This is a genomic window from Campylobacter sp. JMF_14 EL1 (genome assembly GCF_027737585.1).
Classification (GTDB): Bacteria; Campylobacterota; Campylobacteria; order Campylobacterales; family Campylobacteraceae; genus Campylobacter_B.
Genome location: NZ_JAOVTW010000001.1, coordinates 334,773 through 356,990, shown reverse-complemented (window position 1 = coordinate 356,990; position 22,218 = coordinate 334,773). Strand labels below are relative to the sequence as shown.

Annotated in this window: 19 protein-coding genes; 12 read left to right on the top strand and 7 right to left on the bottom strand. The window is 39.3% G+C overall.

The features are described 5' to 3' along the window. Positions 1-15: 15 nt before the first annotated feature. Positions 16-600 carry a type II secretion system protein gene (locus tag OFN73_RS01760; RefSeq protein WP_270861969.1) on the bottom strand — a complete coding sequence of 195 codons (585 nt, stop codon included), beginning with the start codon at positions 598-600 and terminating at the stop codon, positions 16-18. Between the two features lie 175 nt (positions 601-775). After that, positions 776-1,870, bottom strand: coding sequence for a tyrosine-type recombinase/integrase (locus OFN73_RS01755; RefSeq protein WP_270861968.1), 1,095 nt, complete (start codon positions 1,868-1,870; stop codon positions 776-778). Positions 1,871-2,292: 422 nt separating this feature from the next. Between OFN73_RS01755 and OFN73_RS01750 the strand changes: the two genes are divergently transcribed. The 3 genes from OFN73_RS01750 (at position 2,293) to OFN73_RS01740 (ending at position 5,900) form a co-directional block, all read left to right on the top strand. Then, on the top strand, positions 2,293-2,853 hold the full coding sequence (locus OFN73_RS01750; RefSeq protein ID WP_270861967.1) for a type II secretion system protein: 561 nt from the start codon (positions 2,293-2,295) through the stop codon (positions 2,851-2,853). A 252-nt stretch (positions 2,854-3,105) separates the two neighbouring features. Continuing rightward, the gene (locus OFN73_RS01745) at positions 3,106-4,473 is read left to right on the top strand and encodes a sulfatase-like hydrolase/transferase (RefSeq protein WP_270861966.1); all 1,368 of its coding nucleotides are present in this window, start codon (positions 3,106-3,108) and stop codon (positions 4,471-4,473) included. Continuing rightward, positions 4,470-5,900 (top strand): sulfatase-like hydrolase/transferase, encoded by a 1,431-nt coding sequence (locus OFN73_RS01740; RefSeq protein WP_270861965.1) that lies wholly within the window; start codon positions 4,470-4,472, stop codon positions 5,898-5,900. Before OFN73_RS01745 ends, OFN73_RS01740 begins: the two co-directional genes overlap by 4 nt. 19 nt (positions 5,901-5,919) lie before the next feature. Here OFN73_RS01740 and OFN73_RS01735 read toward each other — a convergent pair whose 3' ends face one another. Continuing rightward, the gene (locus tag OFN73_RS01735) at positions 5,920-7,188 is read right to left on the bottom strand and encodes a sulfatase-like hydrolase/transferase (RefSeq protein WP_270861964.1); all 1,269 of its coding nucleotides are present in this window, start codon (positions 7,186-7,188) and stop codon (positions 5,920-5,922) included. Positions 7,189-7,455: 267 nt separating this feature from the next. Between OFN73_RS01735 and OFN73_RS01730 the strand changes: the two genes are divergently transcribed. Both OFN73_RS01730 and OFN73_RS01725 read left to right on the top strand, forming a co-directional pair. Then, positions 7,456-8,280, top strand: a complete 825-nt coding sequence (locus OFN73_RS01730) for a YihY family inner membrane protein (protein WP_270861963.1) — start codon at positions 7,456-7,458, stop codon at positions 8,278-8,280. A gap of 75 nt (positions 8,281-8,355) precedes the next feature. Then, positions 8,356-10,437 (top strand): RNA degradosome polyphosphate kinase, encoded by a 2,082-nt coding sequence (locus OFN73_RS01725; protein ID WP_270861962.1) that lies wholly within the window; start codon positions 8,356-8,358, stop codon positions 10,435-10,437. Between the two features lie 49 nt (positions 10,438-10,486). On the opposite strand, the gene OFN73_RS01720 is transcribed toward OFN73_RS01725, so the two are convergent. Beyond that, complete coding sequence (locus tag OFN73_RS01720) at positions 10,487-11,590, bottom strand: FtsW/RodA/SpoVE family cell cycle protein (RefSeq protein WP_270861961.1); 1,104 nt, start codon at positions 11,588-11,590, stop codon at positions 10,487-10,489. A gap of 49 nt (positions 11,591-11,639) precedes the next feature. On the opposite strand from OFN73_RS01720, the gene OFN73_RS01715 reads away from it, so the two are divergent. Genes OFN73_RS01715 through OFN73_RS01690 form a run of 6 tightly spaced genes read left to right on the top strand, consistent with a single transcriptional unit; the run spans position 11,640 to position 17,304 of the window. Beyond that, positions 11,640-12,662 (top strand): RluA family pseudouridine synthase, encoded by a 1,023-nt coding sequence (locus tag OFN73_RS01715; protein ID WP_270861960.1) that lies wholly within the window; start codon positions 11,640-11,642, stop codon positions 12,660-12,662. Next, on the top strand, positions 12,592-13,257 hold the full coding sequence (locus OFN73_RS01710; protein ID WP_270861959.1) for a hypothetical protein: 666 nt from the start codon (positions 12,592-12,594) through the stop codon (positions 13,255-13,257). The genes OFN73_RS01715 and OFN73_RS01710 overlap by 71 nt, the downstream gene beginning before the upstream one ends. A gap of 1 nt (position 13,258) precedes the next feature. Continuing rightward, positions 13,259-14,443 (top strand): tRNA (guanosine(46)-N7)-methyltransferase TrmB, encoded by a 1,185-nt coding sequence (trmB, locus tag OFN73_RS01705; RefSeq protein ID WP_270861958.1) that lies wholly within the window; start codon positions 13,259-13,261, stop codon positions 14,441-14,443. After that, positions 14,431-15,117 carry a cell division ATP-binding protein FtsE gene (locus OFN73_RS01700; protein ID WP_270859346.1) on the top strand — a complete coding sequence of 229 codons (687 nt, stop codon included), beginning with the start codon at positions 14,431-14,433 and terminating at the stop codon, positions 15,115-15,117. The genes trmB and OFN73_RS01700 overlap by 13 nt, the downstream gene beginning before the upstream one ends. After that, complete coding sequence (locus OFN73_RS01695; protein ID WP_270861957.1) at positions 15,098-15,922, top strand: hypothetical protein; 825 nt, start codon at positions 15,098-15,100, stop codon at positions 15,920-15,922. Before OFN73_RS01700 ends, OFN73_RS01695 begins: the two co-directional genes overlap by 20 nt. After that, a complete protein-coding gene (locus OFN73_RS01690; protein ID WP_270861956.1) occupies positions 15,919-17,304 on the top strand; it encodes a murein hydrolase activator EnvC family protein in 1,386 nt (461 codons plus the stop codon). The genes OFN73_RS01695 and OFN73_RS01690 overlap by 4 nt, the downstream gene beginning before the upstream one ends. A 108-nt stretch (positions 17,305-17,412) precedes the next feature. Here the strand turns inward: OFN73_RS01690 and OFN73_RS01685 are convergent, their stop codons facing one another. From OFN73_RS01685 to mraY, 3 genes are all read right to left on the bottom strand, one after another. After that, positions 17,413-17,874 (bottom strand): hypothetical protein, encoded by a 462-nt coding sequence (locus OFN73_RS01685; RefSeq protein WP_270861955.1) that lies wholly within the window; start codon positions 17,872-17,874, stop codon positions 17,413-17,415. A 434-nt stretch (positions 17,875-18,308) separates the two neighbouring features. After that, entirely contained in the window at positions 18,309-19,529 is a 1,221-nt protein-coding gene (gene murD / locus OFN73_RS01680; protein WP_270861954.1) for a UDP-N-acetylmuramoyl-L-alanine--D-glutamate ligase, read from the bottom strand. Between the two features lie 9 nt (positions 19,530-19,538). Beyond that, positions 19,539-20,600 carry a phospho-N-acetylmuramoyl-pentapeptide-transferase gene (gene mraY, locus OFN73_RS01675; RefSeq protein WP_270861953.1) on the bottom strand — a complete coding sequence of 354 codons (1,062 nt, stop codon included), beginning with the start codon at positions 20,598-20,600 and terminating at the stop codon, positions 19,539-19,541. Between the two features lie 147 nt (positions 20,601-20,747). Between mraY and gpmI the strand changes: the two genes are divergently transcribed. Next, positions 20,748-22,214 (top strand): 2,3-bisphosphoglycerate-independent phosphoglycerate mutase, encoded by a 1,467-nt coding sequence (gene gpmI, locus OFN73_RS01670; protein ID WP_270861952.1) that lies wholly within the window; start codon positions 20,748-20,750, stop codon positions 22,212-22,214. The last annotated feature ends 4 nt before the right edge of the window (positions 22,215-22,218 follow it).

Sequence of the window (22,218 nt, the reverse complement as noted above, 5' to 3'; positions counted from 1 at the left end):
TAAACAAAGTTTAGATTAGAATACTACATTAAGACCAGTTAGTTGGTAACCATATATTGGGTTCTCAGTATCTGTTTTCCAAGTCTCAGTTGTTTTATCATAGACTTGACCATAGAATGAAGCACCAGATTCTTTATTGTCTGCTCCTTTAATGGTGGCTATTTTTGCTACGCTTGGAACATCAAGAATCTTTTTGCAAATTGAAGCAGCCGCATCTGTTCCGCCCTCTACTTTGATATAAGCAGGAGTTTTCTTAGCGCTAGTTGCTACCTCTGGTGTAATTGTATATTTTAAACATTTTTTACCAGCTGCTTTTATCTCACCGACAGCTTTACCACTAGCATTACCATTAGTAGCGATAGTCATTTCGCTTGTGCTATCTACTACAACATTTGTCATTACTTTAATATCACTTGCAAAAGTGCCTTGTGATGTATAGTATGCACCAACATCGCTGATTAGTGTTGATAAGTTTGTAGCTGCTTTGCTAATCTCAGCATCATCACGAGTAGCTGCCAATCTTGGGATAGCGATAGCTGCCAAAATACCTAAAATAACGATAACGAAGATCAACTCGATCATAGTGAAACCTTTTCTCATGGTTTCCTCCTTGTAAATAGATTTCATTTTACATACATATATGTAAAACTTGCGCGGATTATAGCAAAAAAAATTAAAAAATTCAATTATTTTTGTAAAAAATTTGAAAAAAATTTAAAATTTTATAAAAAAAGCCCATTTTTGCGCTATTTTGCACAAGGAAAAATTTTTTATTTCATAGCCTCATTGCGCGGTTTAGGTTGCGTAGGTCGGATTTGTTTTCTAAAAAATGGCCGTAAATGCGGTTTATCATATCTAGATTCGCGTGTCCTAGCGTGCTGGCGATGAGCGGGGCTGGGACTTTCGCGCCCAAAAGGTGCGAACAAAAGCTGTGTCTGGTGCTGTGAAGCCCGCAGAGTGGGAGATCTAGTGATTTTAACAATTTTTTAAATTTATAGTGTATAGCAAAATAATCGCTACTAAATATCGCCCCATTGGGCAAATTTAGCCCTAAAATATGCTCTTTGAGCGGTTTTAACAAATTTATCGTGCGTGATTTGCCATTTTTTGGCGTAGTTAGCTCAAAGCGAGTTTGGTTTTTGCAAATGCTGATTTTATCGTGCTTAAAATCAAAATCGCTCGTATGTAGTGCGAGTATTTCGCCACTTCTAGCGCCTGTGAAAAAGGCTATGTATAAAAATGTGCGAAGCTCGCCGTGAGAGTGGGATAAAAGTGCGTTAATTTGAGTTTTTGTGAAGCAGAATTTGGATTTTGGTGTGGTTGGGAGCTTTTTGATAAATTCAAATGGACTTTTGGAGATTGCACCGTGATTTTTGGCGAGTTTGAAAGCGATTTTGGCGTAAGAGAGCAAAAGATTGATTGTTTGTGCGCTGAGATTTGTGTTTTTCATCACGCTTATGGCATTGTAAATATCGCTAGGAGCGTATGTTCGGATAGGCAAATCTGGCAAAAAATCAAAAAGTCGGTTGATAGCGCAAGTGGCTGTTTTGAGCGTGGTAAGCTTGGCGTAGGTGCGAAGAGAGCCAAGGTAAATCGCACAAAAATGGCTTAGCAAATACGGATTTCGTGGGATTTTGGTCATTTGGATTTTTGGTTTGGTGTTTGTGGTGGCAAAATTTAGGCTAGTTGGTTGCTTTTGTGGCATTTGGGCGGTGTTTGTGAGTGCAATTTTGCGAAAAATCGGCAGTAGGGTTTGCGTGGCGTAGGCGAGATTTGGCTCGTTATATACTAGGCCTAGCGAGCGTGTGATGAGCTTGTGTGTGCTGTAAAAGCGCAGGTGGATTTTGCCGTTTTGATTGATGAGTTGCATTTGGCTCCTTTGTGTGAAATGTGCGATTTGTGCTAATTTGCTCAAAATCGCTTTGAGAATTTTATATGAGTTTGAGAAATACTGTGCCGAAAATTTGGGCAGAATTTGATTTGTCATTGCAAAGCGATGCAGTCGCCGTGGCAATCTAGAAATTTCGATAAATTTTAATTCGCTGACAAATTTTATAATTCAAAATTTGTAAAATTTGAAAATTTTCCTTTTGAATTTTACCAGGTTGCTTTGCTAACACTCGCAATGACAAATCAAAACGCTTAAAATCAGCTTTATCAAGCTAAATTTCAGCAAAATTTCTACAAATTTTAAAATCTAAATTCCCCAAAAATTCGACACTTAAAATCAAATTTACAAGATGATTTTACATATATGTATGTAAAATGAAATTTATTTACAAGGAGGAAACCATGAGAAAAGGTTTCACTATGATCGAGTTGATCTTCGTTATCGTTATTTTAGGTATTTTGGCAGCTATCGCTATCCCAAGATTGGCAGCTACTCGTGATGATGCTGAGGTTAGCAAAGCAGCTACAAATTTAACAACATTAATTAGTGACTTGGGTGCATACTATACATCACAAGCACAATTTGCTAGCACATTTGGTGGTATGACAAATGTTCAATTGAAAAACCCAACTGAGACTACAATCGGCAGCACAGGTAAAATGGCTGGTTCAATCGAAGGTGTGATTGCCGCTGCTGGTAAAGAGTGTATGAAAGTCGAACTAACAGATTTCGATGCAGCTACAAACAAACCAGCTGTCCTAAAAGTAACAGAAGGCACACAAAAAGATGCTTCTGTTTGCAAAAAAGTGCTTGACACTGGTTCAGTTCAAAAGATCTTAAAAGGCAAATTTGATTATCAAAAAATCACAACTGCAGCTACTAGCACAAAAGCAGCTGTGTATACGACTACTCCATCAGATGCTGGCGAAGTTGCTATCAGCGGTGTAGGCGTTGTATTCTAATCTAAGCTTTGCTTAGTTGATACTTTATGGGCTCGGGCTTTGGTCCGAGCCTTTTTTTATGGCTGATTTTTGACTTTTATGCTAAAATATAATCCGTGATCATATAAATTTGAGGAATTTATGACTTTTATATCCATTTTATTATTTATAATATCGTTATGTTTAGCTAAATTTCTATTTGGAAAAAAATCTTTAATCTTGTATTGTTTGCTTGTTTTTGTAAATTTGTTTTTTTTCGCTTTTGATTATGCTTTGAAATACTTCACAGGAAATACTCTAACTCCATTTTCTATGAATATGTTTTTTATAAGTATAGTTGGGGCACCTCTGATGACATTTATAAACTACATTATAATAATTGTTTTGTTGATTTTATCATTTATTTTGTTTTTGGTAATTTTTTATAAAAAAACTTGGCGAAATTTAAGGGTTTCTAAAATTTTCGCTATTTTTTGCTTTGGAAGTATTTTTGCTGCGCTATGTATAAACCCGCTGAGTGTAGCGCTTACGAAGTTATATTTTCAGATGAATCCGCCTGTATGGTCGCTGAAAAATGATATTTATCCATTTATAAAGGTGCCAAAACCAAATACTATACAAAATGCGCCAAATATCGTTTATATTTTTTTAGAAAGTTTTAATGACGCATATATCAAAGATAGTATTTTTCCTACACTTGCGCCAAATTTGAGCTCACTAAAAAATACCATGCTTTTTGAAAAAGTTGCTAGAAGTCCAGGTGCGCAAATCACCATAGAGGGTATGTTTAGTTCATTTTGCGGTGTGCCATATTTATTTAGTTTTAAAAATCCAAGCAATAATGATTTTGGCAAAAATATCAAATGCGCTAGCCATATTCTAAAAGATCTAGGCTATCATACATATTTTATCAAAGGTGCAAATTTAGAGTTTCAAAATACGGATAGATTTTTGGACGCTATGGAGTTTGATGAGAGATTTGGTAGGGCAGAGTTAGCACAAAGAAAGGCTAAAAATTTTAATGAGTGGGGCGTAGATGATGATGAGATGTTGGAGTTTGCATGGGAAGATTTTTTGCGACTTTCGCATGACAAAACTCCGTTTTTGCAGACGATTTTGACCATATCTACACACTCTCCAAATGGATTTGTAGCCAAGAGCTGTGAGAATTTGCAGGGGAATTTTAATGAGAGTTTTTATGATAAAAGTGGAGAAGATAGAGAAATCACAATGCTTAGAGCAATTGGTTGCACAGATAAATTACTCGGAGAATTTATAAATAAAATCCGTAAAAGCGAATTTGGCGAAAATACAATAATCGTGCTTCAAAGTGATCACCCAGCACCTATAATCGAACAAAGCGATAAAATTTTTAAATTAGCTCAAAGTAGCGGTGGATTGTATTTTGCGATAAACGATCCAAAAATCACGCAAAATATCCGAATTTCACGCCAAAGCTCTACTATTGATATATTCACAACAGTGCTTGATTATATTGGTGTTTTGGACGAAATGCAACTAGGACGAAGTGCATTAAAATATGATTCGCTTTATAATAGCATGAACAGTGCAAATTATGTAAAAGCCGCTAGATTGGCACCATATATCGATTATGATGAGATAGAGAAAATTCAAAAATGAGTTTGATTTGTGTTTTTGTGTTTGTGATTGCTTGTGTTTTGGCTAAATTTTTACCAAATAGATTTAGTAAAATTTTATTTTGCATTTTAGCGTTTGTTTTCGTTGTGGCTTTTGCTCTTGATTTGGCGTTTTTGTGGGCTTTGGGGGAGCATTTTGGGCTTAAAGTTTATATTTTTATCACTACTTCGATTATTGGGGCTCCACTTTTGCCGTTTATCAAAGAAATTTTGATTTGTGCTGGAATTTTGCTAGCTATTTTGCTGTTTTGTGTGATATTGTATGGCAAAATATCTACGGGCAGCAAAAATCTAAAATTTGGAATTTTATCGATTATGGCGCTTGTTTTGGCATTTTTTACTCACCCGTTTTTTAAAAGCATGTATGAATTTCGCATGCTGACAAATCCGCCGATCGAAAAATATAAGGCGGAAATTTTCCCATATATCGCCAAACCTATGCCTAAAAAGCCAAATTTGGCTAAAAATATAGTTTATATTTATTTAGAAAGCTTTAACCGTGATTATACAGATGAGCGGAAATTTCCAAATTTAACCCCAAATTTAAACTCTTTAAAAAATCGCATAGATTTTAGCAATATTTCGCAGGGTGTGGATTTGGATTTTACATACAAAGGGATTTTTGGCTCACATTGTGCGCTGAATTATACATTTCCGAAAGGCGATATCAAGGATATAAAATTTACCCAAAACATACTTTGTGCTAGTGAAATTTTGAAAAATTTAGGCTATCACACATATTTCGCAAATGGTAGTGAGCTTGGGTTTCAAAATATGAAAAATTTCTTAGAGCAGATGAAATATGATGAAATGTATGGAAAAAGTGAAATTTCTGCACTACGAAGCGTGAGGCAAAATAGCTGGGGTGTAGATGATGATGAGCTTTTAGACTTTGCGTGGGAGGATTTTGCAAGACTTAGCGAGGCAGAAAAGCCTTTTTTGATGACACTTCTTAGCATTGGCACACACTCGCCAAATGGATTTTTATCGAAAAAATGCGAGAATTTGGATTATAAATATGATGATAGCATGCTAAAAGCGGTGGCTTGCACGGATTTTTTGGCGAGTGAGTTTATAGATAAAATTCGTTCTTCTAAATACGCTAAAAATACTATAATAGTATTACAAAATGACCATAATTTGCCCTATGATAAGGGGTTAGGATTTGCTGAGAAAATCCGCAACTCAAAAAGCTTTTTTGTGATATTTGATGATGAGTTGGGCGGAGAGATAGTGGTAGAAAAAAAGGGAAATTCGTTTGATATTTTTACTAGTGTGCTTGGGTATATGGGGATATTAGACGAAATGAATTTGGGGCGAAATCTACTTAAAAAAGAGAGTTTGTCGGGTGAATTTGACGATGAATTTTATAAAAAAGCAAGTAGGGTTTTTGAATATATTGAGTATTGAAAATTAAAAAAAGTGAGTTTTATCGCTCTTTATAATCTAAATCATCAATCGACAAAATCGCTGTATTGTAGATATTGGCGATATTTGGGGTGGAGTTTAGAGAATTTGTTTTGAGGATATTTCTACCCAAATTCATCTCATCTAAAATACCCATGTAGCCTAAAACTGTGGTAAAAGTATCAAGCGATGAGCCGTGATTTTCTACTATTTGTGTGCCTAAAATATCATCATCTAAAATAGTAAAAAATAGCTTGGAGTCTTTTAAAATACCGCTACTTAAATCACTTACTAAAAGATATGGCATTAAATGATCGCTTTGAAGGACTATGATTGTGTTTTTGCTGTATTTTGAAGAGCGAATTTTATCTATAAATTTGCCTACTAAATAATCCGTGCAATGCGCGGCTTTTAGCATTTTTTCGTTATATGGGAAAGGCAAATTTTCGCATGTCTTAGAGATAAATCCACTTGGTGCGTGCATGCCGATATTTAGGATAACTTGTATAAATTTGTCTTTGTTTTGTGATAAATGCTCAAAATCACGCCACGCGAACTCAAACATCTCATCATCATCTATGCCCCACTCGTTCGCACTTTTTGCGCCTTGGCTTTTGAAATCGCTTGCGCCTTTGCTTTCATCGTAATTTCTGCTTTGCAAAAATTCATCGGTGCGTTGATAGCTTATTTCAGCGGATTTCATAAAAAATGTGTGATAGCCATAATTTTGTAAAATTTGGGTAGCGCATAAAATTTTTTTAGGAAATTTTGTATTTTTGTCTTTTGAGATGATTTTATCGCCATTTTTAACCGGAGTAAAAAACCCAAACGGCAAAGCGCATTGCGAGGCAAAAAGACCTTCGATTGTAACGGTTGCGCCTTGTGGAATTTGGTTTATATTAGTAAATTCTAGTCGATTTGTGAGAGAATTTATGTGTGGGGTAAGGGTGTCGAATTTGGTAGTAAAATCCCTGCTAAAACTCTCCAAATATATATAAACTATATTTTTGGTTTTGAAATTTTGATTTATTTTTGGTTTTACGATATATTTTTGCAGATTAGCACGGGCGACTTTGTGATATTTGGGATTTAAGATTTGAAAAATTTGCACAGCAGATGTTGTGAGTGGGTTGAAAACAAGAGCTAAAATAAAAGAAAAAATGGCTATAAAGCCAGAAAATTTAAAGAAATTTTGTCTAGTTTTTATTCTTTTCCATAGTGCGATACAAAACAAAATAGTGCAGATAAGGGCTAAAAAAACAAGCAAAGCTTCACGCCAAAAACTAAGCAATGGAGCGCCTTTTAGGCTGATTGCTAGAATATTTATGAGTCCTAAATTTAGAAAATTTCCACTATAAAAATAAATCGTATAGTTAAAAAGAGTGATAACTAAAAAACAAAATGTTAAAAATATGTAAAAAGTTTTAAGTTTATTTGATTTTATAAAAAATAACGATATCAGAAATATAAGAAAAAAAATTAAAGAAATCATTAAAACCTTTGCCTAAAAATTCGCCAATTTTACCCAAATTTTTAAAATTTTAGCTAAAATTGCGAAATGAAAAATTTAAAGATATTTTTGGACGAATTTAAAATTTTTATCAAATCCTGGCGCAAGATTTACGACCCGCACCTCATGCACTACGCCTCGTCGCTAAGTTTTCACACGATTTTGGCATTGCTTCCTGTGCTCATGGTATCTTTGAGCGTATTTATGCAGCTGCCTAGTTTCCACGATTATTACGCCAAAATCAAGGCATTTATCTTCTCAAACCTGCTTCCAGCCAACCAAGAAAGCCTGATTCCGTATCTGGAAGAGTTTATGGCAAACGGTCTAAGCCTTGGCGCACTGGGATTTTTGGCGGTGCTTGTAACTTCGATTTTGTTTTTTGACGATTTTGAGGAGATTATCGCGCAGATTTCGCACTCGCCAAAGCGCGGATTTTTCAAAGGCCTTAGCACATATTGGACGCTTATGACACTGGCTCCCGTGGGGCTTGGCGCGTCGTTTTTCATCAGCTCAGAACTTCAAAATTTACTCGATAAAACCGAATTTTCTAGGTGGATAAATTTGCTCTCGGTTTTGCCATTTGTTATCATTTGGGCTATTTTTGCTATCACTTACGCTACGGCGATAAACCGCGAAATTCGTCCCAAAGCCGTGCTTATATCCTCTCTCGTAGCCTCCACATTATGGTGGATTTCTAAGATTATTTTCGCGCAGTATGTGTTTTATAACAAAACCTATCTTAGCATTTACGGCTCGTTTTCGGTGGCGTTATTTTTCTTTTTGTGGATTTACATAAGCTGGATTTTTTATCTAAATGGCGTGAAATTTTGCGTTTATTTGGATAATTGCTTTAAAAATTTAAAGCGCAATTAAATTTCATAAAAAACACATTTTAATCTTTTTTGAGTTATAATCTTAAAATTTTTAATCCAAAAAAAAGGAAATAAAATGGAGCAACAAAGCAAATTTTTAAATAGAGAGTTGAGTTGGCTTCGCTTTAATTCGCGCGTTTTAACTCAGTGTCAAAAGCAAATTCCACCGATTGAAAAATTGAAATTTGTAGCGATTTATAGCACAAATTTAGATGAGTTTTATATGATTCGTGTGGCTGGGCTTAAACAGCTTTTCACAGCCGGTGTAACAGCTAGCGGCGATGATGAGATGACGCCATTGGAGCAGTTGCGCGAGATCCGCTCATATCTCAAACACGAGCAAAACGAGCTAGAAGCGCACTATATCGCTATCAAAGAGGAGCTTAGCAAAAACGGCCTTTTTATCAAAAACTACGACGAGCTAACCCCTGATTTAAAGCTAAGTGCCGATGAGTTTTTCTTCAACCAAATCATGCCAGTAATTATCCCGATTGCCGTAGATGCGACGCACCCGTTTCCGCACCTAAACAACCTTAGCTTTTCGATTGCAGTCAAACTCTGCGACGCAAATGCGCCAGAGGCTATTCATTTTGGTATGATTAGGATACCACGCGTGCTTCCTAGATTTGTGCAGGTTGCAAAAAACACCTATGTAACGATTGATTCAATCGTAAATCGCCACGCCGAGGAGATTTTCCCGGGCTATAAGCTAATCAGCTCGGCTGCGTTTAGGGTTACAAGAAACGCTGATATCGTAATCGAAGAAGAGGAAGCAGATGATTTTATGATGATACTCGAAGCCGGTCTTAAACTGCGCCGCAAAGGGGCTTTCGTGCGACTTCAAATCGCCAAAAACGCAGACCCTGATTTGCTAAATTTCTTAAACGAACATCTTAAAATTTTCTACAAAGACATTTTCGAGTGCTCGATCCCGCTCACACTTGACGGGCTTTGGGAGATAGCTGGCAACAAGGATTTTTCCTATCTAGCTCACCCGCAGTATCTGCCAAAAACACTGCCTCCCTTTAACGAAAACACCTCAGTGATGAGTGCAATGGAAAAAGATGATATTTTGATTTTTCACCCTTATGAGAGCTTCGATCCAGTCCAAAAACTCATAAAAGAAGCCAGCAAAGACCCCAAAGTCATCTCAATCCGTATGACGCTATACCGCGTGGAGAAAAACTCGCCAATCGTCCAAAGCCTAATCGAGGCTGCAAGCGATGGCAAACAAGTAACCGTAATGGTCGAGCTAAAAGCTAGGTTTGATGAGGAAAACAACCTGCACTGGGCAAAGGCGCTAGAAGACGCTGGCGCGCATGTGATTTATGGAATCGCAGGTTTTAAGGTCCATGCCAAAGTCACTCAAATCATCAAAAAAGAAGACGGCAAGCTTAAATTTTATATCCACTTAGGCACGGGCAATTACAACGGAAGCAGTGCGAAAATCTACACCGATGTGAGTTTTTTTACTTGCGGGGATACTTTCGATAAGGATACGACAAATTTTTTCCACATACTCTCAGGTTATAACAAAAACCGCAAACTAGGCAATCTCTCAATGTCGCCAATGCAGATAAAAGAGAGAATTTTAAAGATGATTAAGGTCGAAGAGAGCAAAGGAAGCGATGGTAGAATCATCGCTAAAATGAACGCCCTCGTCGATAGCGATATGATAAAGGCGCTTTATAAAGCGAGCCAAGCCGGGGTTAAGATCGATCTCATAATCCGAGGAATTTGCTGTTTGCGCCCAGGTGTGGCGGGACTAAGTGAAAATATCAAAGTCCGCTCAATCATCGGCAAATACCTAGAACACGCTAGAATTTTTTATTTCAAACACGCTGAACCATGCCTATATATCGCAAGTGCTGATTGGATGCCACGAAATTTAGAGCGCAGATTGGAGCTTATGACGCCGATTTATAGCGAGGCTTTGCAAAATAAATTAAAAGAAATTTTAAAATTACAGCTTAGCGATACCCAGCTTGCTTACGAGCTTGGAAGCGACGGCGAATATAGCGCAATTAGTGTGGCAAACGAAGCAGAGCGCATTAATAACCACGAGTATTTGGAAATTTTCTTTAACAAAATTTACAAATCTGCACGCAAACACGATGACGGCGCGATTTTAGCGACGAAACTTCTAAAAGAGAGTTAAATCTATCTGGGCTAAATTTACACGCTAATTTTAGCCCAAATTTCAAAATTTACAGCCTAATACTTATCGTTTTGTAATTGTCTTTGTTTCTAAAAGTCAGCAAATTTTGCAAAATTCCAAACAAAATCATAAATGTGATAAAACTACTCCCCCCATAGCTAAAAAACGGCAGCGGCACGCCCACGACAGGGGCAAATCCGATGACCATGGAGATATTAACCCCAGCGTAGATAAAAATCAGCGTCGCCAGAGCCGAGGTAAAAACCCGTATGAGATAATCGCTGCCAAAGTCGTAATTTAGGCTAAGCAGGTGCATGATTAAAAGCGCGTAAAAGCCGATGAGCGCGAGTGCGCCGACAAATCCGAAGCGCTCGACCATATAGGCAAAGATAAAATCGCTCGTGGCAATTGGCAAAAATTTAAAGTGAGTTTGGGTGGCTTCTTCTAAATTTTTGCCGTAAATTCCGCCATTTCCGATAGCGATGACGGCTTGTTTGACCTGATAGTTGTGCTCTTCGCTCAAAAAATCCGTAATGCGCTTTTTTTGGTAATCGTGCAGGTTATTATAAAGCACGGGCGAGCTTACGCTAAAAGCTAGCACCAGTGCAATCCAAATTTTTTTATTCACGCCGATGATAAAAAGCGTCGCAAACCCCATTAAAAAAAGAATTAGCGCGGTTCCGAGGTCTGGTTCTTTGGCGATTAGCGCAAATGGCAAAAGTATATAAAAGCTAAATTTAGCGAAATCCTTCACGCCATAACCCTCGGGCGGTGGCGGATTTTTGTGGATTAGATACATTAGCATTAGCATGCACGCTGGCTTCATAATCTCGCTTGGTTGCAGGGTAAAATGCACAAACGGCAACTCCAACCAACGCTTCGCGCCAAGCTTGCTAATGCCGAAAAATTCCACGCTTAAAAGCAGGGCGATATTTACCCAGTAAAACAGCGGAATCAAATATAAAAATTTGCGAATCGGAAACAAAAAAAAGACCATGAAAACAACAAAACCAACCCCAAAATAAACAAGCTGTTTGTTGCCAAGTGTGGTGTTTGCCTCGCTGATTAAAAGGTATGAAAAAATAATAATCGGCAAAATCAGCAAAGGTTGAATATAATCAAAATATGATAAAATCTTTTTGTCAAATTTCAAAGTAAGTCCTAATAAATTTTGGGCGATAATAACAAAAAAAGGTATAAATTTGGATAATTTTACAGCAGATTGCGTGGCGAGAATCGATGTTTTTTTAAGCGAAAATTTGGGCATTTCGCGCAATCAAATTTCGAATTTAATCAAATCAGGCAGTGTTTTTATAAACCAAAAAATCATAACCAAATCATCGCAAAAGCTAAATTTAGGCGATGAGGTGAGTGTCGCTTACCCTGCGCCTACTCATAGCGATGAGGCGAAATTTAGCTTTGAGGGCGAGATTGAAATTTTATACGAAGATGATGATTTGCTAGTGCTAAATAAGCCAGCTGGCGTGGTCGTTCATCCAGCCCCAAGTGTCAAAGAAGCCACGATTGTAGAATGGCTACGCCAAAAGGGCTTTATGCTCTCCACGATAAATGGTCAAATCCGTGCAGGTATCGTTCATCGCCTAGATAAGGGCACTAGCGGAGCTTTGGTCGTGGCTAAAAATAACGCCACTCACCAAGCCCTAAGCGCGCAATTAAGCGACAAAAGCATGGGGCGAATTTATTTAGCTTTAACAGATTTGCCCCTAAAAGAGCCCTGCGTGATAGATCGCCCGATTGATCGCAACCCAAACAACCGCCTAAAAAAGGCGATAATTCCGGGCGGACGCGAGGCAAAAAGCGCGTTTTATACGATTTTTAGCGATGATTGGGGGCAGGCGAAATTTAGCCAGAATAGCAGCGATAAATTTGGCAAAATCAACCTAATTGCAGCCAAGCTTTTTACTGGGCGCACGCACCAAATCCGCGTGCATTTAAGCTCGATTAATCGCCATATTATCGGCGATTATTTATACGGATTTAAGAGCGAAAAAGATAAAATAGCAAGAATTTTACTTCACGCTTATGTGCTGTATTTCACGCACCCACGAAGTGGCGAGCGTATGCAGGTTACAGCGCCTTTGCCGGTGGAGTTTGAGAATTTGATACAAAATCACGATAAAAAGGATGAAATTTATGAAAAAATTTTACCAAGTAGCATTTTGCGCGAGTTTAGCGATACTAGCGGCTGGTTGCTCCTCTCATAGTGTGCCAGGCGGAAATGACGCAAGCTTGCCGCGCGTCGAGGGGATTAAAAGTATCTCTGGCACGAACGAAATCGGCTTAGAGTGGCCAAATTACGGCTCATATCCTAACCTTTTAGGATTTGTGGTTTATCGCGCTGATATGGGCGGTGGCGAAGCGAAAAAAATCGCAACCCTAGCCGATCCATACACTACGCACTTTGCCGATACTCGCTTAGAGCCAAACACATCGTATAAATACACTGTGCGCGCTTATGGCATAAATGGCGTGGGCGAAAGCTCGCCTGCTGCGATTGTAAGCACGACAAAGACAATTGATTCTGTGCCGTTTGCGCAGGCTTATGCGCTTCCAGATCGCGTGAAAATCATCTGGCGTCCGCACCCTGATTTGCGCGTGGCAAGCTACACTATCGAGCGTAGGGTAAAAGGCGCTGATTCGTGGAGTGGCGTCAAAGATATCGCAGGCAGACTTAGCGCAGAGTATATTGATTATGTAAATTACACCGCAGGATACGAATACCGCATAATCGCAAAATCGCAAACCGGCATGCTCTCGATCCCAAGCGCGCCAATCCAAGTAAGTCAAATGGCGGAATAAATTGCCAAATTTTATTGCAAAAAGCGTAGAACTACCGCGCCTTCCATTTAGCAAGGACGGCGTGGAGCTTTTGGAGTCTGCTAGCGATGAGAGTTGCACTCTCGTGCGCACAAGGTGCTTTGATAACGAATTTTTCGTCACTCTCAAATACGCCAAAGACAAAGTCGTAGTCAAAGGCGAAAAAACCACTAAACCAGCCAAAATCGGTATTTTGCAACGCGCACTTGAAATTTACGAGAGAGAATTTGCAAGCGGTGTGATTTTTAGCGCATTTGCCTTTAAAAGCAAATCCCTAACCCAAAAAACCCCGCTCGTGCTAGATGAAGATGAAATGCTAAATTTGCTCAAAACTACGAAATTTAGCCAAATTTTCGTCGAAATCGGCTTTGGTTCGGGCAGACATCTGCTATATCAGGCTCGCACAAATCCGCAAACGCTGGTGATTGGAATCGAAATTTACAAGCCTAGTATCGAGCAGGTCGCAAAACTAGCGATTAAAGAGGGTTTGGAAAATGTCGCTTTGATAAACACTGACGCGCGAATTTTGCTCTCATTAATGCCAGCAAATTTGCTCTCTCGCATATTTTTGCACTTTCCTGTTCCTTGGGACGATGCGCCACATCGTAGAGTCATTAGCGATGAGTTTGTCCATCAATGCGTGCGAACTCTCAAAAAAGGGGCGAAATTTGAGCTTCGCACAGATAGCGATATGTATTTTGAATATGCGCTGGATAAATTTGGCGTAGCGCAAAGTGCAGGGCGTGGCGCGATAGAGCATTTTAAAAACAGAGATTTAAGCGTGAGCTCGAAATACGAGGATCGTTGGCGCAAAATGGATAAAAATATCTTTGATTTGATTTTTACTAATAGCGATGAAAACGGCGAAGAACCGGCGAAATTCGATATGAATTTCTCAAATTTTAACCCGCAAAAAATAGAGGCAAATTTCAAAAATTTGACTATCAAAGGCGAGGGATATTTCGTGCATTTTGAGAGAATTTATAAATTTGATGATAGCGATGAGGTTTTGATTTTGACCTCGTTTGGGGCGTTTGACTTCCCGCAACAATGTTTTATTCGCATCGGGGCAAAGACGGAGTATTTTTTAAAAACTCCACTAGCTACAAGCGAAAATTACAAAGCACACAAAAAAATAATGGAGATTTTTGAGTTATGGCAGGCATAGGAGCTGATAATAACATAATCACCGCCGAGGGGCTTACACTGGGATATGATAGCGGTGAGGTCATAAAAAATGCTAGCTTTGGCATAGGCGCAAGGGATTTTGTCGTAATCACTGGCAAAAGCGGAAGTGGCAAAAGCACGCTTTTGAAGTCATTTTACGGCGATATGGATATCAAAAGTGGCGAACTTAATGTTTGTCTGTGCGATTTAAACGGCATTAGTCGCAGTGATTTGCGCACACTGCGCCAAAGAATCGGCATAATTTTTCAAGATTACAGGCTGATTAATGAATGGACGATCGAGCGAAATATCATGCTGCCGCTGATGATTATGGGCTATAATGAGCAAGTTTGCCAAGATCAGGCTAAAAAACTGCTCCGCCATATCGAGCTTGGACACAAAATGGGCAAATACCCACTAGAACTAAGCGGTGGCGAACAGCAACGCGTCGCCCTAGCGCGCGCTATGGCGCACAATCCACGCTTGCTACTTTGCGACGAGCCTACTGGAAACTTGGACGATTATTCAAGCGATATTATTTGGAATTTATTGCGCTCAGCCTGCGAGGCGTGGAACGCTTGCGTGGTTATCGTAACGCACAAAATGCCTAGCACTTTGCGTTTTGCGCATAGACATTTCGAGATAAAGGACTCCCATGTCACTGAGATCGATTAAAACGCATTTTGGGGTTATTTTTTCGCTTGTGGCGCTTTTGTTTTCGGTGCAGTTTGGAATTTTTGTAAATAATTTAGCCAAAAGTTACGAAAAATCTATCCAAAACGAATACAACATCGTCCTTGTCTCAAAAAAGGCGCTAAGCTTAGAGGAAGTGCAAGATAAGGTCAGCGATATCAGCCAAATCATCGAAATTCCAGCTGATAATATCACAGATAGATTAAAGGGTAAAATTTCAGATGTTGCCTATGAAGAACTTAGCAAAAACTTACCTAAATTTTACAGTATTAAGCTCGAAAATTTCCCAGACAGCGCGCGTTTAGAGGACATAGAGAGCGCGCTAAAAAGCATGGGTTCGCTTAGCAGGGTTGAAATTTTCAAAAAAACCCACGATGATATTTTTAAAATTTTGCTTTTGATTAAAAGTTTGGTTTATGGATTTGCGCTTTTAATCGTGGTTTTGGGTCTCATGCTAATTCACCGCCAAATGCGAATTTGGGTCTATGAGCACAAAGAGCGAATCGAGATTATGGAGCTATTCGGCGCTAGTTTTATGATAAAAAGTGGCAGGCTATACCGCATGGCACTAGCCGATAGCGTGCTAGCTACGCTAATTGTGGTGGCGTTTTATCTAGCGCTTCCAAACTGGCCGATTTTCATGCAAACCGTGAGTCAAATCACAAATTTAAGTGAGACGATTGTTTTGCCGTATGAACCGCTCATTTTGTTTGGTATCGCTGTGGGGCTGACATTTATCGCAGTTACATTTGTAATGCTAGAAGTAAGTGGTAAAAAATCACAATGAAGCGTTTGATGATACTGTGCGCGCTTGCGTTTTTTGCATACGGCGCACCGACTACGAAGGAAAAAATCGCCCAAAGTAACAAAGAGCTGAAAACCTCCAAACAAGAGGAGATGAGGCTGTCTAAAAAAATCGATGAAATTGCCGATTTAATCGTGCAAGAACAAAACGATTTTAAAAAGCGTGAAAACGAGATAAAAGAGCTTAGCCAAAATATCGAGGAGCTAAAAGAAAAATACGCAAACGAAGAGCAAGAGCTAGAAAATCTCAAAAAACAAAACGCAACCTTGCTTAGCGTGCAAAGCGAGCTAGAAAATAAAATCGTCCAAATCATCTCCCAAGAGCTCTCATTTGATCTCATCAGCGATACAAATTCCAGCGTTACGCCTGATTCTATCGTGGCTAGCGAGGTTTTAGGCGGATTAGAGAGTGTGATGAATAGCGAGTTAAATAAGCTAATGAAGGATTATGAAAATAACAAAAATTTCATCGACGAACAAAACAAAAAAATCGCTCAAATCAACGAAAATATGGAAAGTTATAGCCAAAAAAAGATAAATTTGAGCGAAAAGCAAAACGCGCAAAAAGAAAAAGTAGCTAGCCTGCAAAAAAACAAAGATAGCTATATCGCCCAGCTCGAAAAGCTAAACGCCGAGCAAGACGCGATTGCCAAGACCTTGGCTGAGCTTAAAATCATTGATGACAAAGAGGAGCGCGAAAAGGCTGAGCGCGAGGAGAGGGAGCGCATAGCCAAACTAGAAGCGCAAAAGAAAAAAGAAAAAGAAGCCAAACAAAAAGAGCTTGAAGCCAAGAAAAAAGAGTATGAAAAGCAAAAAGCCGCCGCCAAAAAAGCTGGCAAAGAAGCCCCGCCTGCGCCTAAATTTGAGCCTGAACCAGAATCTGAGCCTAGCGAGCCAGCCGATGAGAGAGTTAGCAAAATCAACACCAAGGTCAAACAATACGGATCTAGCTACCAATCCTCTCGCGTGAAAAAATACACCGGCGCGAAAACCTCTGCACCGCTTGACGGGGCGTATGTGAAGCGTAAATTTGGCAATTATAGCGATCCTGTGTATAATATCAAGCTTTTTAACGAAAATATCGTGCTAGGCTCGAAAAGTGGCGACACGCAGGTAAAAGCGGTGCTAGCTGGCAAGGTCGTATTCGCCAAAGAAACAGCCGTGCTAGATAAGGTCGTCATCATCGAGCATGCGGGCGGAATCCACACGATTTATGCGCATTTAAATCAGATTCCAAATACTGTGCGCGTGGGCTCTTCGGTCAAAAAGGGCTACACAATCGGCAGAATTAGCTCGGATCTAACCTTTGAAGTAACGCAACAAAACTACCACATAAACCCACTGGATTTGATTTCGCTTAAATAGATTTTCTTGCAATGTCTAAATTTGGCATTGCAAGAATTTTATAAAAAATAGAAGCTGTAACAAAAAATAAAGCTGTCTAAATTTATAAAATGCAGAAAAAGAGTTAATTTAAATTCCATAACATTGATTGTCTGCCAAGCAAAATATGGCAAAAAATCTAATACCTATCTTTCTTTTAACAAACATACTAAAAATATTACCTACAAAAGGATTACTAGAAACTCTTGTATCTATAATATCTTTACGATAAATTACAAATTCTTTGAAAAAATATTTCTTTATCACAATTCTATCGTTGTATGATTTTGCATATTCAAAAAATATAGTAGAACAAAAGGCATACGATGAAAAAATAAATATAATCAAAAAAATAAATCGTTCTAGCGTAATCGACGAAATCAAAAATATGGGGAACAGTGTGCCAAAGGTCATAAAACCAGTAAGTAATGAAAAAATAAAAACATACAATGGATTTCTGTTACTTATGATAAATGGTTCTTTATTGTTTTCCGAATTTATGGTTTCATCTAAATTTTGATTATTTTCCAAATTTTCTTTTAACTTTTCCAATTTTAATCCTTTAAATAAAATTTCTTTACAAATTCAAATTCGCTCGTATCGTTTTGCTATGATACGAAATTCTGTTTTTAAATTTATGATTTTGTAAATTTCGTTGTCATTGCGAGAGTTTGAAAAACTCGAAGCAATCCAGAGAAATTCCGATAAATTTTAATCCACAAATGAATTTTGTTGAATTTTAAATTTTCTCTAAATTTTACTGGATTGCCACGCTCGTTGCACTCGCTTGTAATGACAGCAAATTTGCAAAATTTAAATTTTAAAGTCGTAGATTGCCACGAATTTTGCTAACGCAAAATTCTCGCAATGACAAACTCGGCGTAAATTTTGCCTAATAATTTGTCATTGCGAGGAGCGAAGCGACGAAGCAATCTACGAGTAAGAAATTTAAAATTTCTAAATTTGCAAAAATTTCGGCGCAGTGTTTAAATGGCTAAATTTGCCACGCACTCTTTAAATAAATTTCCCCGTTGGGCGTAGCTTTTAAACTGATCTAGGCTAGCGCAGGCTGGGCTTAGGAGTGCGACTTCGCCCGCACCAGAGAAATTTTCATCTATTTTGGCGACTGCGTTTTTCAAAAATTCGCACCTAATGCACGGAATTTTAAATTTTTCGCATAAATTTACGAGTTTATCGGTGTTCGAGCCAATCGCATAAATTTGCAAATCATACGGCGCAAAGCTCGCAAAAAGTGGCTCCAAATCCACGCCCTTATCATCGCCACCCAAGATTAGGTGGATTTTTTTGTCCTTGTAGCGTTTGAGGGCTTGCGCGCAAGCATCGATATTTGTGGCTTTTGTGTCATTTACCCACATGCGTTTTTTTACATCAAAAAATTCTTCTAGTTTGTTTGCCTCGATTACAAATTCGTTCAAAACCTCCACGCTAGCGCGATCTGTGAGGATTTTTTCGATACAAAGGGCTAAGATAGCGTCTAGCAAAAACGGCGTTTTAAATGAAATTTTTTCAATTTCGATTTCAAATTTGGCTGCCAAATCATTTTCATCTTCGTAGCAAATCACCCTTGCGCGCGAGTTTTTCACAGCCTCGCTACTGGCATACGCAGCCGGTATTAATGCGACTGAACCCTCGCTCATAGCTAGAAGTGGCGAGAGTTTGACACGCTCGTATTCAGCGAAACTGCCATGCCAGCTAAGATGATCTGGCGTGATTGGCAAAAGCGCGTAAATGCCAGGGCGAGCGTGTTTGGTGTAATGGATAGTAAAAGAGCTAGTCTCTAATATCCAAATTTTCGCACTCTTGTCCAAAAGCGCGAGTGGTGTGCCTACATTTCCGCCCATAAGCGAGCCGTGGCTGGCTAGGAGATGCTGTGTCATCTGCGTGGTTGTGGTTTTGCCATTTGTCCCGCTAATCCAAATTTTAAAAGGCGCAGTATTTGCGAAGTAATCATACTCACTGATTAAATTCCTAGCGGATTTTATTAGATTATGCTCTTTGGGAAATCCTGGGCTTGGGATTTCTAGCTCGCTTTTTGCGGGGTCAAAAAGGCAAGGGTTTAAAAGCGCATTGCCAAATTCGTCAAATTTCGCAACGCCCTCTTTGAAATTATCATCGTAAATGTCCCAACCGCCGCTTTTTGCTAACGCTTTTGTGGTAGTGCCATGCCCAAATAGTGATTTTTTCATTTTTTTTCCTTATCTTAATTTTATCGAAGTTAGCGCGATTAAATTTGCCATTAGCGCGATTATCCAAAACCGAATTATGATTTTGTTTTCGCTCCAACCTTTTAGCTCGAAATGGTGATGAATAGGCGCCATAAGGAAAATTCGCCTTTTAAACATTTTAAAGCTTCCCACCTGCAAAATCACGCTTAGTGTCTCCATAACAAAGACAAATCCGATAATAATCAGCAAAAATTCATTTTTTGTCACAATCGCGCAATATCCCAAAAACGCCCCTACGCTCAGGCTTCCACTATCGCCCATGAAAACTTCGGCTGGGTAGCAATTAAACCACAAAAACCCAAAAAGTGCGCCGATAAGGGCTGCGATGATGATACTTAGCTCGCCCACACCTGCGATTTTTGGCAAAAATAGGTATTGCGCATAAATCGCGTGTCCGCACAAATAGGCAAAAATACCAAGGCTAGCTAGCGAAAACACCGAGGGAATTGTGGCTAGCCCGTCAAGGCCGTCGGTTAAATTTACAGCGTTTGAGCTCGCGCTGAAAACTATCATCCAAAATACAATGGCGAAAAATTCTAAATTTATTATGTGATTTTTTACGAAAGGCAAATACAGCTCGCCACCAAGCGGACTGAAAATATACAGCGTAAATGAAATCCCCAAAGCTAGGGCGTTTTGGAGTAAAAGTTTGGTTTGCGGGCTAAGCCCTGCGTGGTTAGAGGCACCCAAAATTTTAGACAAATCGTCCTTAAATCCTATCGCGCAAAACCCAGCTAGCGTGATTAAACCGCAGATTGTGAAAATGCTAAATTTCACGCACAAAACACTCGCCACAATCGCTGAGAAAACAAAGACAAGTCCGCCCATTGTGGGGGTTTTGGACTTTTTTTGGTGTGTTTGTGGGGCTAGGTCGTAGATAGGCTGGGAGGCGTTTTTGGCTCTTGCCCAAGATATGAATCGTGGCATTAGATACACGCTTAAAATAAAAGCTATGAAAAACGCGATTCCAGCGCGCGCTGTGGTGTATTGAAAGAAATTTATATTTGTGATTTGGTAGATATAATATAACAAAATTTGCCTTTTAAATTTTATTTTAAAACCGATTATTTTAATACTTTCTTTGTAAAATTTAGCTTTTAAATTTTAAATTTTGTGATATTTGCTAAAAAAAAGTATAATGCGAAATTTCAATGTCCGCATTGAATTTAGGAGAAAAATATGAAACAAAAAACAATCCTTGTCATAACTGACGGCATTGGTTGCAACCAAAGCGCCGAATTTAACGCCTTTGCCGCAGCCAAAAAGCCGACTTACGATATGTTATTTAAATCCGTGCCAAATACACTACTTCGCACATCTGGGCTTGCGGTGGGCTTGCCTGAGGGGCAAATGGGAAATTCTGAGGTTGGGCACATGACGATTGGAAGCGGTCGCGTGCTGTATCAAAATCTAGTCAAAATTGATAAAATGATCGAAAATGACACCCTCAAAACTGCGCCTGAAATCGTAAATTTGCTAAAAATTTGTCCTAGGGTCCATGTCATAGGGCTTTACAGCGACGGCGGTGTGCATTCACACATGCGCCATTTTGGCGCAGTTTGCCAGATAGCAAAAGACGCTGGCGCGCAGGTTTTTGCCCATGCTATCACTGACGGACGCGATGTAAGTCCTACAAGCGGGGCAGGGTTTTTGGAAGCTTTGGAGGCGAAATTTAGCGTAGGAAGCGTTTGTGGGCGATTTTATGCTATGGATAGGGACAATCGCTGGGAAAGGGTGCAAAAGGCATATCTTGCGCTAATGGGCGAGGGCGAGAAGCAAAAAATCTCCCCAAGCGAGTATGCTCGCAAAAGCTATGAGAAGGGCATTACAGACGAATTTATCGAGCCAGCGATTTTTGGAGAATTTGACGGGATTAAAGAAAATGACGGAATTATTTTTGTAAATTTCCGCAATGATAGGGCGCGTGAGATTTGCCAAGCTTTGAGTATGGAGGATTTCACGGGCTTTGAGCGTAAATTTTGCGTGCGAAATTTAATCACCATGACAGAATACGACGCGAAATTTCCATTTCCGATCATTGTCAAAAAGGACATTTTGCAAAATACTCTTGCCGAGGTCATCGCGGATGCGGGACTTAGACAGCTCCACACCGCCGAGACCGAAAAATACGCCCATGTTACATTTTTTTTCAACGGCGGCAGCGAAGAGTGCGTGCAGAACGAAACCCGCATTTTAATCGATAGCCCAAAGGTCGCGACCTATGATTTATGCCCCGCTATGAGCGCGCACGCTGTGTGCGAAGCTGTGATAAAGGGCATTGAAGGGGGCGAGGATTTTATCGTGGTAAATTTCGCTAACGGCGATATGGTCGGCCATACGGGCAACTTCGACGCTGCGGTTAAGGCAGTCGAGGCGGTAGATGAGTGTCTGGGTAAAATTTACGCTAAGGCAAAGGAATTTGATTACGCTTATGTGCAAATTTCAGATCACGGCAACTGTGAGCAAATGCGAGGGGCACAGGGCGAGCTTCTCACAAACCACACGACTTTTGATGTGTTTTGCTTCGTAAGCGCGCAGGGCGTGAGCGAGTTAAAGAGGGATTTTGGGCTTAGCAATGTCGCACCAACTATCTTAAAGCTAATGGGGCTTGAAATTCCAGCGCAAATGGACGAGGCTTTGTTTTAAGATT